Source organism: Micromonospora sp. NPDC049359 (assembly GCF_044466585.1).
In the GTDB taxonomy this organism is placed as follows: Bacteria; Actinomycetota; Actinomycetes; order Mycobacteriales; family Micromonosporaceae; genus Micromonospora.
Window position 1 is genome coordinate 472234 of record NZ_JBITMW010000004.1, and the last position, 16250, is coordinate 488483.

At 70.3% G+C, this 16250-nt stretch carries 17 protein-coding genes and 1 tRNA gene; 10 read left to right on the forward strand and 8 right to left on the reverse strand.

Translation table 11 applies throughout. From position 1 onward, the window contains the following. Nucleotides 1-44 precede the first annotated feature (44 nt). Nucleotides 45-1661: a carboxylesterase/lipase family protein gene (locus tag ACIBTX_RS13375; protein ID WP_396832494.1), complete on the reverse strand. Its 1617-nt coding sequence runs from the start codon at nt 1659-1661 to the stop codon at nt 45-47. Nucleotides 1662-1837: 176 nt separating this feature from the next. Here ACIBTX_RS13375 and ACIBTX_RS13380 point away from each other — a divergent pair, with 176 nt between their 5' ends. Further along, nucleotides 1838-2773, forward strand: coding sequence for a TetR/AcrR family transcriptional regulator C-terminal domain-containing protein (locus tag ACIBTX_RS13380; RefSeq protein ID WP_357132922.1), 936 nt, complete (start codon nt 1838-1840; stop codon nt 2771-2773). Between the two features lie 4 nt (nt 2774-2777). Here ACIBTX_RS13380 and ACIBTX_RS13385 read toward each other — a convergent pair whose 3' ends face one another. Continuing rightward, nucleotides 2778-3410: a TetR/AcrR family transcriptional regulator gene (locus ACIBTX_RS13385; protein WP_396832495.1), complete on the reverse strand. Its 633-nt coding sequence runs from the start codon at nt 3408-3410 to the stop codon at nt 2778-2780. A gap of 129 nt (nt 3411-3539) precedes the next feature. Between ACIBTX_RS13385 and ACIBTX_RS13390 the strand changes: the two genes are divergently transcribed. From ACIBTX_RS13390 to ACIBTX_RS13415, 6 genes are all read left to right on the forward strand, one after another. Next, entirely contained in the window at nt 3540-4289 is a 750-nt protein-coding gene (locus tag ACIBTX_RS13390; protein WP_357132926.1) for an SDR family oxidoreductase, read from the forward strand. Nucleotides 4290-4580: 291 nt separating this feature from the next. Continuing rightward, nucleotides 4581-5438, forward strand: coding sequence for an isocitrate lyase/PEP mutase family protein (locus ACIBTX_RS13395; RefSeq protein ID WP_357132928.1), 858 nt, complete (start codon nt 4581-4583; stop codon nt 5436-5438). 1 nt (nt 5439) lies between these two features. Then, nucleotides 5440-6015, forward strand: coding sequence for a histidine phosphatase family protein (locus ACIBTX_RS13400; RefSeq protein WP_357132930.1), 576 nt, complete (start codon nt 5440-5442; stop codon nt 6013-6015). A gap of 70 nt (nt 6016-6085) precedes the next feature. Then, complete coding sequence (locus tag ACIBTX_RS13405) at nt 6086-7141, forward strand: thiamine pyrophosphate-dependent enzyme (RefSeq protein WP_396832496.1); 1056 nt, start codon at nt 6086-6088, stop codon at nt 7139-7141. Nucleotides 7142-7189: 48 nt separating this feature from the next. Continuing rightward, nucleotides 7190-8017: a TauD/TfdA family dioxygenase gene (locus ACIBTX_RS13410; RefSeq protein ID WP_396832510.1), complete on the forward strand. Its 828-nt coding sequence runs from the start codon at nt 7190-7192 to the stop codon at nt 8015-8017. A gap of 4 nt (nt 8018-8021) precedes the next feature. Beyond that, entirely contained in the window at nt 8022-8798 is a 777-nt protein-coding gene (locus ACIBTX_RS13415) for a class I SAM-dependent methyltransferase (RefSeq protein ID WP_357132936.1), read from the forward strand. A gap of 6 nt (nt 8799-8804) precedes the next feature. Here ACIBTX_RS13415 and ACIBTX_RS13420 read toward each other — a convergent pair whose 3' ends face one another. After that, nucleotides 8805-9578 (reverse strand): hypothetical protein, encoded by a 774-nt coding sequence (locus tag ACIBTX_RS13420; RefSeq protein ID WP_357132938.1) that lies wholly within the window; start codon nt 9576-9578, stop codon nt 8805-8807. A 208-nt stretch (nt 9579-9786) separates the two neighbouring features. Next, nucleotides 9787-9873 (reverse strand) — tRNA-Ser (locus ACIBTX_RS13425). A gap of 75 nt (nt 9874-9948) precedes the next feature. Here ACIBTX_RS13425 and deoD point away from each other — a divergent pair. Then, nucleotides 9949-10656, forward strand: coding sequence for a purine-nucleoside phosphorylase (gene deoD, locus ACIBTX_RS13430; RefSeq protein WP_334627940.1), 708 nt, complete (start codon nt 9949-9951; stop codon nt 10654-10656). Between the two features lie 128 nt (nt 10657-10784). Here deoD and ACIBTX_RS13435 read toward each other — a convergent pair whose 3' ends face one another. Genes ACIBTX_RS13435 through ACIBTX_RS13450 form a run of 4 tightly spaced genes read right to left on the reverse strand, consistent with a single transcriptional unit; the run spans nt 10785 to nt 14282 of the window. Then, on the reverse strand, nt 10785-11984 hold the full coding sequence (locus ACIBTX_RS13435) for an ABC transporter permease (protein ID WP_357398980.1): 1200 nt from the start codon (nt 11982-11984) through the stop codon (nt 10785-10787). Beyond that, a complete protein-coding gene (locus ACIBTX_RS13440; RefSeq protein WP_396832511.1) occupies nt 11984-12667 on the reverse strand; it encodes an ABC transporter ATP-binding protein in 684 nt (227 codons plus the stop codon). Before ACIBTX_RS13440 ends, ACIBTX_RS13435 begins: the two co-directional genes overlap by 1 nt. Nucleotides 12668-12675: 8 nt before the next feature. Continuing rightward, the gene (locus ACIBTX_RS13445) at nt 12676-13764 is read right to left on the reverse strand and encodes a peptidoglycan-binding protein (protein WP_357172731.1); all 1089 of its coding nucleotides are present in this window, start codon (nt 13762-13764) and stop codon (nt 12676-12678) included. Continuing rightward, on the reverse strand, nt 13761-14282 hold the full coding sequence (locus ACIBTX_RS13450) for a hypothetical protein (RefSeq protein ID WP_357132945.1): 522 nt from the start codon (nt 14280-14282) through the stop codon (nt 13761-13763). The genes ACIBTX_RS13445 and ACIBTX_RS13450 overlap by 4 nt, the downstream gene beginning before the upstream one ends. A gap of 132 nt (nt 14283-14414) precedes the next feature. Here ACIBTX_RS13450 and ACIBTX_RS13455 point away from each other — a divergent pair, with 132 nt between their 5' ends. After that, on the forward strand, nt 14415-15071 hold the full coding sequence (locus tag ACIBTX_RS13455) for a response regulator transcription factor (RefSeq protein ID WP_357132947.1): 657 nt from the start codon (nt 14415-14417) through the stop codon (nt 15069-15071). Further along, nucleotides 15068-16231, forward strand: a complete 1164-nt coding sequence (locus tag ACIBTX_RS13460) for a HAMP domain-containing sensor histidine kinase (RefSeq protein WP_357172736.1) — start codon at nt 15068-15070, stop codon at nt 16229-16231. Before ACIBTX_RS13455 ends, ACIBTX_RS13460 begins: the two co-directional genes overlap by 4 nt. The last annotated feature ends 19 nt before the right edge of the window (nt 16232-16250 follow it).

Genomic DNA, 16250 nt, shown 5'->3' on the forward strand with positions numbered 1-16250 from the left:
GCGGGCGGCCGGTCCCACGTTTGGAACGACCGCCCGCTCAGATGTCAGCCGCGCTGCGACCGCCAGAAGTCGTACGAGTGCTCTGCCGTGAAGTCCGTCGTGCCCGACCCGCCGCCACCGGCCAGCACCCGCACGTACCCGGAGCGGTCGCGCAGTCGGGGCCACCCGGGCCGACCCGTCCGGGCGAAGTCGCTCCAGGCACGGACCATCTCGCCGGAGAGCCGCCGCTGGGTGGGCGTGAAGGCCTCGGCGTAGTCGACGTCGAACAGGTACGGCAGTTCGGCGCAGTGGTACGCGCCGGTCGGAAAGGTCGGCGTCGGCCCCTCGGCGAAGAACGGCGCATCCTCGTCGGCGAACTCGTACAGGTACGTCGGCACGGTCCGGGCGAACGCCAGCGCGGCCGAATAGATCGGCTCCGCGTACGCCTGGTCGGTCCACACGGCCCCCAACGCCTCGCTGGCGGAGCGCGTGTCGTCGCTCGGATAGCGGGCCAGCACCTCCTGCGCCCGGTCGCCGAACATGGCGCGTACCTGCTCGCGGTACTGGTCGTCGGTGAGCGGGCACGACTCGGGCGGCTGCCCCGGGACGGGCGGCTGGGGGCAGTTCATCCCGCTGCGTTCCATCCCCCACACCTGGAGCGTGGACTCGTCGCGGTTCGTCCCGGTCAACACCGGCACCGGGTGCAACCGGCCGCTGACCAGCGCGTCCGCCGGATCCACCGGCAGGGTACGGCCGTCGACCACCGGGCCCAGGTCGACGCCCGCGCCCGGGTAGCCGACCGCGTCGACGAGCGTGGCGGCGTCCCGCCCCCGAAGGCAGACGGCGAGCACGCCAGGGTCGGTGCAACCCACCCGCCCGGCCAACTCCCGCGCCGCCTCGACCGCCTCCGCCCGGGTCTGAACGGGGTTGGCGCACGAGTTGCTCTGCATGATCGCGCGGTGGAACAGGCCGGCGGAGCCGGGCGCGGCGAGGTGGGCGCAGACACTTGTCGCGCCGGCCGACTGGCCGGCCAGGGTGACGCTGCCCGGGTCCCCGCCGAAGGCCGTCGCGTTGCGGCGCACCCAGCGCAGCGCCGCCTGCTGGTCCTGCAACCCGTAGTTGCCGGTGGACCCGTCCGGCCCGGCCAGCGCCGGATGCGCCAGGAAGCCGAGCGCACCGAGCCGGTAGTTCACCGTGACGACGATGACGTCGCCGTCGGCGGCCAGCCGCTCCCCGCCGTAGGCGTCACCCCGGCCGAAGCGGAAGTCGCCGCCGTGCAGCCACACCAGCACCGGTCGTGGCGTCCGGGCGGGGGTGCGGGGCGTGGTGACGTTGAGGTAGAGGCAGTCCTCGGACGCCGACGGGTCGTCCATCGGCAGCCCCTTCAGTTGAGCGCAGGCGGGGCCGGGCCGGGTCGCGTCGCGTACGCCCGTCCACTGTGGCCCGGGTCGCGGTGGGGCCCAGCGGAGCGCGCCCAGCGGCGGACGCGCGTACGGGATGCCCTCGAACGTCAGGTGGTCCGGCGCGACGGCCCCCCGGAGGGCGCCCTGGTCGGTCCGCACCACGGCCGCGCCCTGGCGATCGGCCGCCTCGGCAGCCGGGCCGACCGCCGTCGCCGCCGTCACGAGGAGCGCGGTCGCGCCCATCGCGACGACCCACCGGCGGTACGGGATGCTGGTCATCACAGTCTCCGATCATCGAACCCGGTACGGCGTACCGGCCGTCTGCGGCGAGCATGTCGATTCGGCGACGGGTCGGCCAGGTAGCTCTAGTGCGCCCACGAGCGGCCCGCTGGAAATGTTTACGGACGGGTTCGGGTGCTCTAGTGCGCTAGGCTTCGGCCGGCGGAAGGGCGACCGTGCCGGAGATCGACGAGTCCACACCCCCGTACCTGCGCATCGTCGCGGAGCTACGGCGGCGCATCGCGTCCGGTGAGCTGGGCCCCGGCGACCGGGTGCCGTCCACCCGCCAGCTCGTCCGGGAACGGGGCGTCGCGATGGCGACCGCGAGCCGCGCCCTCACCGCGCTCCGGCAGGAGAACCTGATCCGGGCGGTGCCCGGCGTGGGCATGGTGGTCGCCGGCTCGGAGCCCGCGACGCCCGGTCGGGGCGGACGGGCCGAGGTGCGGCGCGGACCCCTGCACGGGGTGACCCGCGACCAGGTGGTGCGTACGGCCATCGGCATCGCCGACGCCGAAGGGCTGGCCGGGCTCAGCATGCGGCGCATCGCGACCGAGCTGGACGTGCCGACCATGTCGCTGTACCGGCAGGTCCACGGCAAAGAGCACCTGCTGCTGCTGATGGCGGACGCCGCCTTCGCCGCGTATCGGCTGCCCGGCACGCTCCCGCCCGGGTGGCGGGCCCAACTGGAGCTGCTCTGCCGGCTGCAGTGGTCGATCTACTGTCGACACCCCTGGCTGGCCCAGGTCGTCTCGTTGACCCGTCCGCTGATGGCCCCGCACGCCGTCGCGCACACGGAATGCGCCCTGCGCGCCCTCGCCGGATGCGGGCTGGACCGGCACACCCGGCTGCACCTGGTGGTCGCCCTCGCCAACCACGTACGGGGGACGGCGGTGAACCTCCAGCAGGGGGCCGAGGCGGAACAGGACACCGGCCTGACCGATGACGAATGGATGGTGGCCCAGGCCGACGCGTTGGGCCGGCTACTCGCGGCTGGCGAGTTCCCGCACCTGGCCCGGCTCTCCCGGTCGGCAATCGACCTCAGCGCCGACAGCCTCTTCGAGTTCGGGCTGCAACGGCTCCTCGACGGGGTGGCGGCGCTCGTTCGAGCGTGAGCGCTCAGGCCGGGTTGTCCGCAGTCGCGGGGCGGCGCGCCCCGGACACGGCGGCGAACCCGGCGAGCGCGATCTCCGCCGTCTGCCGCAGCTCGTCGCGAGGGACCCCGGCGGCGGCGTGGATCGCCTGCCCCTCGGTGACGCTCATGACGAATCGGGCCAGCGCGGCCGGGTCGGCGTCGGTCGGCAGGTCACCCTCGGAGACGGCACGGGCGAACCGGTCGGCGAGGGCCCGCTCACCGGCCAGACGGCTGGCGGCGAGGAATTCCGCGACGCCCCCGTTCTCGCTGGAACAGGCGGTGCCGCCCTGGATCGACAGGCAGCCGGCCGGGCGGTCGGGTCGGGTGACGGCGAGCACGTTCTCGCGCAGGAGAGTGGCGACGACCTCGTACGGGGTGCCCTGGGCGATTGCGTGCCGCGCGTACCCCATGTCCTGTTCGGCGTAGCGGGCCACGGCCTTGCGGAACAGCTCCTCCTTGCCGCCGAAGGCGGCATAGAGGCTGGGCTTGTTGATGCCCATGGCCGCGGTGAGGTCGGTCATCGAGGCGCCTTCGTACCCCTGACGCCAGAACACCTCAAGCGCGCGCTCCAACGCCTCGTCGACGTCGAAGCCCCGAGGACGCCCTCGTACCGGCACGGTCGATCACCTCCGGCACCCATCCTAGCCGCGATGAAACCGATCGGTACAGAAATTTGTCGCACGGCCCAGGGGTTGCTACGGTCGGATCAGTACCGCTCGGTACACAATTTTCGAAGGAGACCGATCGTGGGACAGCTCGACGGCAAGACCGCCCTCGTCACCGGGGGCACCACCGGCATCGGCCTGGCCGCCGCCCGCCGCTTCGCCGCCGAAGGCGCGTACGTCTTCGTCACGGGCCGGCGCAAGGGCCCGCTGGACGAGGCGGTGAGCAGCATCGGCGTCAACGCGACGGGCATCGTCAGCGACGTCGGCAACCTCGACGACCTGGACCGGGTGATGCGGGCCATCGAGGAGCGCGGCGCGGGGCTCGACGTGCTGTTCGCCAACGCCGGCGGCGGCGAGTTCCGGCCGCTCGACTCGATCACGGTCGAGCACGTCGCCACCACCTTCGACACCAACGTCTACGGCACCATCTTCACCGTCCAGAAGGCCCTGCCCCTGCTCAACGAGGGCGCCTCAGTCGTGCTGACGGGCTCGACGTCGGCGGTCAGCGGCATTCCGGCGTTCAGCGTCTACGCCGCGTCCAAGGCCGCCATCCGCTCGTTCGGCCGCTCCTGGGCCGCCGAGCTGATGGACCGGAAGATCCGGGTCAACACACTCGTGCCCGGCTCCACCGAGACTCCCGGACTCGCGGGCCTGGCTCCCAGCCCCGGGGAGTCGCCCGCCCTGCTCAAGACGATCGCGTCCACCGTGCCCATGGGCCGCCTGGCCCACCCGGACGAGATCGCCAACGCGGTGCTCTTCCTCGCCTCCGACCAGAGCAGCTTCATGACCGGCAGCGAGCTGTTCGTCGACGGCGGCGAAACGCAGCTCTGACGGGAGAACGCCCGGTCGATCCGCAGGGGATCGCACCGGGCGTTCTCGTGTTTCCCGAGCGGTGGCGGCCGCACCAGCAACCTCTTCGCCCCGACCCCGTTGAGGCCTGGGGGATTCAATGGAGGGGCTGACCTGCCGATACTGACAGGTTGGCCGACGCATCGATTGGCATCATCCTCTAATACCGACGGAGCCGCTTCCGGGCCCGCTCGACAAGCACTGAGATCGTCGGCAGTATCACGGGAAGAGGTGCCAACCTGCCCAAGGATCCCTAGTCGGAGGAGCCGCAGCGTGACGGTACGTCGAGAGAGGCCCGCAAGACGTCTTTCCGACCTGCTGACAGGGGACAGAATCGCGGTGGTCGCCGGCGCCCACGACGCCCTCTCAGCCCGGCTGGCCGAGCACCGGGGTTTCGACGCCATCTGGGTGAGCAGCTTCGGCGTCACGAATTCACTTGGCCTCGTCGACGAGGGTGTCATCACTCTGAACGAGATGCTGGATGCCGCCTGGCGCATCAAGCGCTCCACCTCCCACCCGGTCATCGTGGACTGCGACACCGGCTACGGAGACGTGATCAACGTACGGCGGCTGGCCCGAGAGGCGGTGGACCGGGGCATCGATGCGATATGCCTCGAGGATCAGGCCTTCCCCAAGAGGAACACGTTCCTGGATGGTGAACACCAGCTCGATGATGTCCATCGCTTCTGTTCGAAGATCACGGCCGCCGCCGGATCCCGGACCGCTGATGACTGCCTGGTGGTGGCTCGCACCGAAGCGCTCTCCCAGGGGTTCTCCGTGGACCACGCACTCGAACGAGCGAACGCTTACGTCGAGGCCGGCGCCGACGCGATCATCATCCAGCACCGATCCAGTGACATGCACGCGCTGGAGGCGTTCGCCGACGGCTGGCGCGGGAGGGCACCCCTCGGGGTGCTGGCCACCTCCATCCGCCAGACAGGCTTCGAGGAGATGCAACGCGCCGGCTTCGCCCTGGCCATCTACGCCAATCAGGGGCTGCGTGCCGCGGTCAGAGCCATGGACGACACGTACCAGTCCATCCTCGGAGCGGGCGGACGTCAACCGGCGGATCTGGCGCTCGCCTCGATGGAGGAGGTCCTGAAGTTGCAGTCGGAATCAGGGTGGAATTGAGATGGAGCTTCTCCTCCTGCGCCACGGTGAGACGGAGTGGAATCTCACGGGCCGGATGCAGGGACTCAGCGACACCCGTCTGACCCGGGCCGGCATCGACCAGGCTCACCAGGCGCTCGCCTCCCTCCCCCCGTTCTCGCAGGTATGGACCAGCCCGCTGCAACGGGCCCGCCTGACCGCCGAGGCGATCGCGGAATCGCAGGACATCCCGTGCCGGGTCGACGAACGGCTGATCGAACGAAGCTGGGGGGCCTGGGAAGGCATGCTGCCGGAGGACGTCGACCAGAAGTGGCCGGGTTGGCGGGCAGCGGGCCGGAAGCCGGACGGATACGAACATGACGAATCCGTCTTCCGCCGCTTCCTGGAATGGCGCGACTCAGTCACCCACGACGGTTCGGCGACGCCGCTCGTAGCCGTGACCCACGGCGGTTTCATGAGCGCGGTGGTCCGCGTTCTCGGCGGCTCGGACAGCGGGTACAAGAATCTCGAGGGCGTATGGATAGGCGAGGTCGAGGAACGGCCATTCATCCGACGCCACGAGGAGTTCATTCCGAACGCACGGAAGCTGACTCGATAAGGGACGGGTGAGCGTGGAGGCGGCAGGCGCAGCCAAACGAATCAGAGAGACCTTCGGCCTGGTCGTCGGTGTGCCGGACTCCTCTCTGACGTTCCTGGGTCCGATCTGGCAGCAGCCGGGCGAGGACGCGTCCGTGTGCACCAACGAGGGCTCCGCCGTGGCGCTGGCCGCCGGCTGGGCGCTCGGCGGCGGCAGATGCGCGCTGGTCTGCATGCAGAACTCGGGACTGCTGAACGCCTTGAATCCCCTCACCTCGCTGACGCACGCCTCCGTCCAGTCCGTCCCCCTGGTCCTCCTCATCGGAATGCGGGGCTGGGCCGGCGACGAGCCTCAACATGAGGCGGTGGGCCGCGCCACGACGAGCCTGCTCCGCGCGGCGGACATCCCGTTCCGCACCACCTGCGCGTCCGACCTGTCGGACGTCGTCTCCACGCTGGGCCTGGCCCACCAGCAGGCGGTTGCCAGCAACACGGTGACCGCGGTCCTGGTCGAGGCCGGCGCCGCGCGTCCGCCCACACCTCCGGCGACGGGAGGCCGTGCACTGGAGGACTGGACCAGTCGCGACGCCGTACGACTGGTCCTGGACACTGCCCCGTCCGGAAGCATCGTCGTCGGCTCAACCGGCTTCAACAGCAGACTCGTGCACGAGTACCGCACGGACCATCCCGGCCGGTTCGACGAGTTCGTGTACTGCGTCGGCGCCATGGGTCACGCGTGCTCCGTCGCTCAGGGTCTGGCGGTGGCCCGCCCGGACGTGCCGGTCATCTGCGTCGACGGCGACGGCTCGGCCCTGATGCATCTGGGAGCGGTGCTCCTGCCCACCGCGCTCACCGTCCCGAACTACCGGCACGTGATCGTCAACAACGGCAGCCACGAGTCGGTCGGTGGCGGCGACACGCTCGGATCCCGCTTCAGCTTCTCGGCCCTCGGGCACGACCTCGGCTGGCCCACGGGAGTGTTCCGCGGCCCGACCACGCCTGATGTCCTCACCGCGCTGGCCCGACTGCTGAACGCGACCGGCCCGGTGCTGGTCGAGATGCTGACGCGCCCCGCAGGCGTCGGCCCACCTGCTCGGCCCCGGCCGCCGTTCGTGCGGACGAGGACGACGTCCCATCGGTTCCGGTAGGACTCCGAGGAGGTATGAGTCGTGAATTTCACCCCGTACCAGGTGTTCATGGATCCCGCCGACGTGGCGCGCCTGGAGCGACAGCCGCGCGGGACATGGCGCCGGCAGGTGAGCCGGTTGGTTGACGCCTGCGGCATCGGTGAGGTGCTCACCACGCGCGGCATCGCGGTGTTGTCCGGGCTCGACGATCTCCCCGGCCCGCAGTTGCGGGTCGTCTTCCCCCTGATCTGCGAGGCGCTCGGGACGTTGATCCCACAAAGCGTCGGCCCTTCGGCACAGTTGCTGAGAGAGGTGACGTACCGGGGGAACGACCTGTCGGATCGCACGCTCCGCTACTCCGACAGCCGGGACGGCGGAAGCTTCCATACCGACGGCGTACCCGTTCCCGGCGAGGTGCCGGATCTCATCGCCCTTCTCTGCCTGCGTCAGGCGGCGGCCGGCGGTGAACTCGTCTTCATAGACTCGCAGGAGATCCTGCGGCTGGCGTCGGCACAGATGCCGGACATCCTCGACGTCCTGGGTAACCAGTTCCACTTCGACCAGCGGCGCAAGGACGCACCCGGTGCCACGATCGTACGGCGGGTCGTCGAGCGCTCGGGGGCCGACGACCGCGCGCACCACTTAACATATCTGCGGGACTATATCGAGTCCGGGCATGCGATGCCGGGGGTGCGGCCGCTGACTCCGGCCGAGACGAGGGCCATGGATCTCCTCGACGCCGTGATGGCCAGCGAGGCTCTACACATCGAGGGGCGGCTGCTCCGGGGGCAGATCGTGATCAGCGACAACCGGCGTTACCTGCACGGGCGTCATGCCTTCGTCGACGCGTCCGAGGGCGCGGGGAGACTGATGCTGCGAGCCTGGATCAGGCGATGATCAAATGAGCAAGTACATCGACTTCCACGATCCTCACAATCGGGACACCTACGTCGGGCGGTCCGCGGACCCCGCCTGGTCGACGCTCTTCGCGCGACTCATGCGCCCGGAGGGTCGGTTGGTCGCCGACCTGGGATGCGGCGGTGGCATCTACACCAAGGCGATCGCGGGCATGGCACCGCAGCTGGTCGTCGGGATGGACTCGTCGCACCTGTCATTGGAGTCGGCCCGGAGCTACTGCCAGGGAGTCGACCGCGTGTCATTTCTGCTGACCGACGCGGAGGCCGTGGGCGCGGAGGACGACGTCTTCGACGGAGTCGTCGAGAGAGCTCTCATCCACCACTTCACGACGTTGCACCGCAATTTCCGGGAGGCCCGCCGCATCCTGAAACCCGCCGGCCTGCTCTGGGTCCAGGACCGCACGGTGGACGACGTCCTCCTACCGCCTTCGGCGGAGCACATCCGTGGCTACTACCTCGCCTTCGACGAACGGCTGAGGGCAACCGAGATCGAACGCCGGCGACGAGAGCCGGATGTCACGGCCGCTCTCCTGGAGGCAGGATTCCGGCTTGTCAACAGCAGCAAAGTCTGTGAGCTGCGCAAAGTGTTCCGCGAACCGGGCGAGTTGTACGAGGAGATCGTCCTGCGGCGCGGCCGGTCCCTGCTCCACGCGCTCAACGACCGGCGTATCCGTCAACTAGCCGACTACGTCGTCGAGCGGATTCCTCGTTGGCCGGCGGTCGAACGCGACACCTGGACGGTCTGGATCGCCGAAAAGTAGCCGCTGTCATGGCGCGTCGAGGTAGGTGTTCTGCTTGAGAGCCGCATCCCAGAGGATCTTGATCTGCGACGCGTACAGGGTATAGGTGGGATTGCCGGGTCGCACCACGTAGGAAACCGTCGCCTGGTCGGCCTCGTTCTCGTGCAGGTAGTGCTGGACGCGAATGAGGGAATTCTCCGACAGCCGGTTCACGTCGATCGCGATGAAGGCCATGGGCATGATGCGGTCCGACACGGCGAACTGAATATTTCCGCTGCCCCGCAAACGGATGTAGAGATCCTTGAAGAGGTTCGCCTGATTCAGGTACCGCTGCTGACTGTGGCGCTCGGAGTCCGAGTACCTCATCCGCCGAAACCCCTCGAGGACGTCGAGGTCGCCCACGTTGAGCACCAGGAAGCGCACCTGCACACGTCTGTTGAGCCCGGCGAACAGATCCTTCGCGGCCACGAAGCCGGTCAACGTGGTACCACTGATGAAGACGTCGTGACGCGCCGACGCCACAGCGGTTCTCCAGTCGAAGGTGTGGCGTTCGACGAACTCGACACCTATTCCCCGATGGGCGAGCGTCCTCGCAATTTCCTCGGTACTCCTGGTCAGCACTTTCCAGCGACTGCTGAAGAGAATGAAGAAGTCAATGACGATCATCGCCAGGAGTGCTTCAATGAATGTGAGATGCAGATTTCGTTGATTGAGGACCTCGGTGACGACCACCGCAGTCAGCGCGAATATCGCCTGAAGCGTGATGAATGCCGCGTCCAAGAACCTCAGAAGCCTCTTCATCGCCACTCCCCGAAACGGCCGAGTCGATGGAATTCAAGTGTGCGGAACCGCCTGGACACCGGAAGCTCATAGAGTTACCACAGTTAATGTGATGATCGCAACCAGTAGAAATTTCGTCTCTTCTGCAAAGTCTCACGCAGACCTTGACGGCGGAGAACAAGCAGCGCGCCGGGGACCGTACGGTCCCCGGCGCGCTGCTACGCACGAGCGGTGGCGGCGGGATTTGAACCCGCGGAGGGCGTAAACCCTCACACGCTTTCGAGGCGTGCTCCTTAGGCCACTCGGACACGCCACCGCCGACGAGGGTACAGGACCGCGGGTTCGGACGCCGAACCGGTATCGCCCGAGCCGGCCTGGCAGGATCTTTGCCATGAGTACGCACATCGGCGCGAAGCCGGGCGAGATCGCCGAGCGGGTCCTGATGCCAGGTGACCCCCTGCGGGCCAAGTGGATCGCGGAGACCTACCTCGAGGGCGCGACCTGCTACTCGACGGTCCGGGGCATGCTGGGCTTCACCGGCCGCTGGAACGGCGTCGACGTCTCCGTCCAGGGCTCCGGCATGGGCATGCCGTCCGCCTCCATCTACGCCCACGAGCTGATCAACGAGTACGGCGTGAAGACGCTGATCCGGGTCGGCTCCTGCGGCGCTCTCAGCACCGACCTGCAACTGCGTGACGTGGTGGCGGCGATCGGGTCGTCCACCGACTCGAACATGAACCGGATGCGCTTCGACGGTCTGATCGACTACGCCCCGGTGGCCGACTTCGGGCTGCTGCGTACCTCGGTCGAGGTGGCCGAGCGGCGCGGCATCGCGATGCACGTCGGACCGATCCTGGCGGCGGACGCCTTCTACACCGACCGGCCGGACCTCTACGACACGCTCGCCGACTACGGCGTGCTGGCGGTGGAGATGGAGTCGGCGGCGCTCTACACGATCGCGGCCCGGTTCAAGGCTCGGGCGCTGACCGTGCTGACCGTCAGCGACCACATCAAGACCGGCGAGAAGACCACGTCGGAGGAGCGGGAGCAGACCTTCAGCCAGATGGTCGAGATCGCGCTCGACACGATCATCGCCTGACCTTCCGGGGACGGCGCACCGCGGAGAGCGTGATGACTCACAGGCATCTTGATGCCTCACAGTCATCACGCTCTTTCGCCCACGCCGGGCCAGGCCACGCCACGCCACGACACGCCGGGCCACGCCGCTCAGACAGCGGTGAGCGCCTCCGTCGGGGCGAGCCGGGCGGCGCGGACCGCCGGGTAGAGGCCGGCGAAGCCGCCGATGACCAGGGTCGCACCCACCCCGCCGAGCATCGCCCACGCCGGCACCACGGTCGGCCAGTCCTGGGACAGCGCGTATCCGGTGGTGACCAGGATTCCCAGCAGCACCCCGCCGACCCCGCCGAGCGCCGAGAGCAGCAGCGATTCGGCGAGGAACTGGGTGCGTACCTGACCTCGGGTGGCCCCGAGCGACCGGCGTAGGCCGATCTCGGCCCGGCGTTCCAGCACCGAGATGACCATGGTGTTGGCGACGCCGACGCCACCGACGAGCAGGGCGACCGCGCCCAGCCCGAGCAGCAGCCCGGTGAAGGCGGCGTCGGTCGCCTCGGCGGCGGCCAGCGCGTCGGACGGGCGGGACACCTCCACCTCGTTGGGCGCCTCCGGGTTGGCGGTCGCGCCGAGCACCGACCGGACGGCCTCGACCTGTGACTCCTCGGCCCGGGTGTAGACGGTGCTCGGATGCCCGTCGAAGCCCAGATAGTCGGTCGCCGCCGACCAGCCGACCAACGCCGACGTGTCCAGCTCCGGGGCGAGCGGCACGGGAGCGAGGACACCGACCACGGTGAACCACCGCCCGCCCAGCCACACCTGTACCTGCGGATCCGCCTCGCCGACCCCCAGCCGGTCGGCGGCGGTCGCGCCGAGGACCACCGCTGGGTAGCGGGCGGTGGCCTCGTTGAGCCACGTTCCGCTGGTCACCTCGGCCCCGACGGTGCCGAGCAGGTCCAGGCGGGCCGCCCGGGTGGCGATCCCGCCCGTCTCGGCGGCCGGAATCCGGTCCGAGCGGTAGACCTTGGCGTCGGACACCTGCCCGGTCGCGGACACCTCGGTCACCGGACCGATTCGGCCGATCATGGACACCGACTCCTCGGGGAGCTGGGCGTCCGCGCCGAACAGGGTGTTGCCCGGTTCCACGGTGAGCAGGTTGGTGCCGAGCGCGTCGAGCGCCCGGTCCAACTCGGCCCGGGACGACGAGGAGATGCCGACGACCGCGATCATCGCGGCGATGCCGATCGCGATGCCCAGCGCGGACAGGAACGCCCGCAGGGGTCGGGTCCGCAGGCCCACGCCACCGACGCGCAGGACGTCCCCGGGGCCCATCCGAGCCGGGGTGAGCACCGCCATCAGCCGACCCCGCCCGCCGCGAGGACCGAATCGTGCCGCACCGCGCCGTCCCGCATCCGTACCTGTCGGGGCAGGCTGTCGGCGATCTCCCGATCATGGGTGATCACCACGACGGTGGTGCCGGCCCGGTGCAGCTCGTGCAGCAGTTCCAGCACTCCGGCGCCGGACGTCGAGTCGAGGTTCCCGGTCGGCTCGTCGGCGAGCAGCACGGCCGGCTCACCCACCACCGCCCGGGCCACGGCCACCCGCTGCCGCTCCCCGCCGGAGAGTTCGTGCGGCCGGTGCCCCAGCCGGTGGCCCAGGCCGACCCGGACCAGCGCGGCCTCCGCACGGTCGCGCCGCCTCCGCAGGGGTACGCCGGAGTAGAGCAACCCGTCGGCCACGTTGTCCACCACCGGAACGCCGGGGGCCAGGTGGAACTGCTGGAACACGAAGCCGATGCGGGTGGCCCGCAGCGCCGACAGCTCCCGGTCGGTGAGCTTCGCCGCGTCGTACCCGTCGATGAGGACGCTGCCCGACGAGGGCCGGTCGAGGGTGCCGATGAGGTGCAGCATCGTCGACTTGCCCGACCCGGACGGGCCGACGATGGCCACCAGCTCGCCGTAGCCGATCCGCAACGACACGTCGTCCAACGCGACGACGCCGCCGGGATACCGCTTGCTGACCCGGTCCAGCACGATCACGTCGCCCGTCACGCCGGCACCACCACCGTCGTTCCCTCGGCGATTCCCTCGCCGGTGACCTCCACCCGCCCGTCGGCGAACAGGCCCGTGGTCACCGCCACGATCCGGCGGGCGCCGCCGTCGACGACCTCGACGCCGTAGCCGCCCTCGGCGAGGGCCAGCAGCGCCGCCACCGGCACAGTGAGCACGTCCGCGCGTTCCGAGGCGGTGAAGGTGACGTCGACGCTGGCCTGGTCGAAGCCGGCGAGGGCCTTCGGATCGGTCACCGTTACGGTCACCTCGATCTTCGTCTCCGCCTCCGCCGCCTGGCCGTTGGCGCCGGCGGAACCGGTCTGGATGACCGTCTCGACCGTGCTGATCGTGCCGTTCACCGCCCGGCCGTCCGGCAGCTTGACCGCGACCTTCGCGTCGCGCTTGGCCAGCCGCTGGTCGTCCACGTCCAACTCGACGGTGACCACCCGGCTGGTGCCGGTGTAGGTGAGCACCGCCTGACCGGGCTGGGTGACCGCGCCGACGTCGAGCTGGTGGCTCTCCACCCGCACCTCCCCGTCGGCGTACACGACGCGCGCGGGCTCGACCCGGCCCGTCTCCGCCAGGCCGAGGTCGTCCTGCCACTCGCGGACCGCGTCGGCGGTCGCCCCGGTGTACTCGTCATCGACCGTGAATCCGTCGTAGCCGAGCGCCACGAGGTTCCGCTCGAACTGCGCGACGTCGGGGCCCTCCACCCCGGGGGCGAGCGTCCGGTACGCGGGCAGTCCGCCGTACAGGAGCACCACCTCCGCGTTGTCGACCAGGTAGAGCGCCTTGCCCCGCCGTACCGTCGACCCCGTCGCCGGCAGTCCGGTGAGCGTGCCGCTCAGCCTCGCCGTGGCGGTACGCGTCGTGCCGTACCCCAGCTCGCCGTCGGCCGTCTGGGAGTCGGCGAGGGTCTGCCGGGTGATGGCGGCGGTGGCCGCCGAAGCGCCGGCCTGGGCGGCGTCGCCGCCGCTCCGGCCGCCGAAGCCGACCGCGGCGATCACGCCCACGGCCGCGACCAGCAGCACGACGCCACCGACGAGGGCAGCCCGCAGCGGTACGCGTCGGGTGGTGCCGGTCACCGGCCACCGCCGAACTGCGGCGCGTACTGCCGGCACTTCTCCATGGCGGCGCGCAGCGCCGGGTCACCGAGGTCGAGCCCGCTGTCGCCCTTGGTGATCTGGATCCGTCCGTCGGCGTCCGGGTCCGGGAAGTTCGGCACGCCGTTCTCCCGCATGCACTTGGCCATGGTGCGCATCTGCTCGGCCTGCTCCGGGTTGAGCTGGGGACCCTGCCCGCCGTTGGGCAGTTTGTCGCGGCACTTCTCCATGGCGGACTGCACCTTCTGCGGGTCGACGTTCTCGCCGAACCGGAACGCCGGCCGCCCGCCCGCCTCCGGGTCGGGCATCTCCACCCCGTTCTCCCGCATGCACCGGGCGAACGCGAGCTGCCGTTCCGAGTCGTCCGCCGGGGTGGCGCTCGCCGTCACGCCGTCCTTCGCCCCGCCGGCGGTCGCGACTCCACCGCCGTCGTCGGCTGGGCCGCACCCGGCCAGTGCCAGCACGAGCAGGGCGGGGATCGCGAGTATCTGTCGCCGCATGGTGTCCGCCTCCGTTTCCTCCTCCGGCGCGGATCGCCGGACGTTGCCGCCCAGTTCACGGCAGCGGACGTATCCGGGGCGTAACCGTGCACGGTTACGCCGCCGTTACCCGCCAACGGGGACCATGGACGGGTGAGAGTGCTGGTGGTCGAGGACGAGAACCTGCTGGCGGACGCCATCGCCGAGTGGCTGCGCCGTGAGTCGTTCGCGGTCGACGTGGCGTACGACGGGGACGCCGCGCTGGAACGGCTCGGCGTCAACGAGTACGCCGTGGTGGTCCTGGACCGGGACCTGCCGGTGGTGCACGGCGACGACGTGTGCCGGGCGATCGTGGACGCGGGCGGGGAGACCCGGGTGTTGATGCTGACCGCCGCCGCGGCGGTACGCGAGCGCGTGGCGGGCCTGGCGATCGGCGCGGACGACTACCTCACCAAGCCGTTCGCCCTGGTGGAGTTGTCGGCGCGGGTGCACGCGTTGACCCGTCGCGCCCGCCCGGCCGCACCGCCGACGTTGCGCCGCGCCGGGATCCAGCTCGACCCGGCCCGCCACGAGGTACGCCGCGACGACCGGCACGTGGCGCTGTCCCGCAAGGAGTTCGCGGTGCTCGCCGAGTTGCTACGCGCCGACGGCGCCGTGGTCTCCGCCGAGGAGCTGCTGGAACGCGCCTGGGACGAGCACATCGACCCGTTCACCAACGTGGTCCGGGTCACCATGGTGAAGCTGCGCCGTAAGCTCGGCGACCCACCGGTGATCGAGACGGTGCCGGGAGCGGGGTACCGCATCCGATGAAGCGGCTCACCATCCGCGGTCGCCTCACCCTGATCTACGGTGGGCTCTTCCTGCTGGCCGGCGTGGTCCTGCTCGCCGTCACGTACGTGCTGGTGGACCAACGGACGCCCCAGCCGTTCGGGGTGAAACTGAGCGACCTGCCGAAGACCACCGCGACGCCACCCAAGCCGGGCAACGGGCAGAACATCGAGACGCTGCGCGCCCTCGTCGAGGAGGCGCAGAGCGAGGCGAGGCGCAACGCGTTGGAGTCGCTGCTCACCCAGGGCGGCATCGCGCTGATCGTGGTGTCGGCGGTGGCCATCGCGTTCGGCTGGCTGCTCGCCGGGCGGGCGTTGCAGCCGTTGCAGCAGGTCACCGACACCGCGCGGCGGATCGCCGGGGCGGACACCGCCGGTCGCGGGCTGCACGAGCGGATCGCGCTCGCCGGTCCCCGCGACGAGGTACGCGAACTCGCCGACACGTTCGACGAGATGCTGGAACGGTTGGACCGTTCCTTCGACGGGCAGCGCCGGTTCGTGGCGAACGCCTCGCACGAGCTGCGGACGCCGTTGGCGCTGAACCGCGCGCTGGTGGAGTTGGCCGTGACGCGGCCGGACGCGCCGGAGGAGACGCGCAGGTTGGGCGAGTCGCTGCTGGCGGTCAACGAGCGGCACGAACGGCTCATCGACGGGCTGCTGACCCTCGCCGACTCGGAGAACGAGCTGACCGAGCGGACGGCGGTCGACCTGGCGGAGGTCTGCGCGCACGTGATCGACCAGGCCGGCAGGCAGGCGCCCGACCTGCCCGTACACCGGTCGCTCGCCCCGGCCCCGACCAATGGCGACCCGGTGCTGTTGGAACGGCTGACATTCAACCTGGTGGAGAACGCGCTACGGCACAACCTGGCCGCCGACGGATGGGTCGAGGTGCGCACCGCCCTGGTGGACGGACGACCCACCCTGACGGTGACCAACACCGGCCCGCTGATCGCCGGCTACGACGTCGAGACGATGTTCCAGCCGTTTCGCCGGCTGTCGCGCGAGCGGGTGGCCGGTACGCGTGGTTTCGGACTGGGCTTGTCGATCGTCCGTGCGGTTGCTCGGGCCCACGGCGGCACCGCCGAGGCGCACCCCCGCCCGGGTGGCGGCCTGGTCGTCACGGTCACCCTGCCCGCAACCTGACCACCCGCCTCCCCCTCGC

What these genes read in the sequence shown, in the direction of transcription:
- ACIBTX_RS13415 (WP_357132936.1), top strand. Translation starts at nt 8,022, where the DNA reads ATGAGCAAGTACATCGACTTCCACGATCCTCACAATCGGGACACCTAC.
- ACIBTX_RS13375 (WP_396832494.1), bottom strand. Translation starts at nt 1,661, where the DNA reads ATGACCAGCATCCCGTACCGCCGGTGGGTCGTCGCGATGGGCGCGACC.
- ACIBTX_RS13450 (WP_357132945.1), bottom strand. Translation starts at nt 14,282, where the DNA reads ATGCGGCGACAGATACTCGCGATCCCCGCCCTGCTCGTGCTGGCACTG.
- ACIBTX_RS13400 (WP_357132930.1), top strand. Translation starts at nt 5,440, where the DNA reads ATGGAGCTTCTCCTCCTGCGCCACGGTGAGACGGAGTGGAATCTCACG.
- deoD (WP_334627940.1), top strand. Translation starts at nt 9,949, where the DNA reads ATGAGTACGCACATCGGCGCGAAGCCGGGCGAGATCGCCGAGCGGGTC.
- ACIBTX_RS13410 (WP_396832510.1), top strand. Translation starts at nt 7,190, where the DNA reads ATGGATCCCGCCGACGTGGCGCGCCTGGAGCGACAGCCGCGCGGGACA.
- ACIBTX_RS13420 (WP_357132938.1), bottom strand. Translation starts at nt 9,578, where the DNA reads ATGAAGAGGCTTCTGAGGTTCTTGGACGCGGCATTCATCACGCTTCAG.
- ACIBTX_RS13435 (WP_357398980.1), bottom strand. Translation starts at nt 11,984, where the DNA reads ATGGCGGTGCTCACCCCGGCTCGGATGGGCCCCGGGGACGTCCTGCGC.
- ACIBTX_RS13460 (WP_357172736.1), top strand. Translation starts at nt 15,068, where the DNA reads ATGAAGCGGCTCACCATCCGCGGTCGCCTCACCCTGATCTACGGTGGG.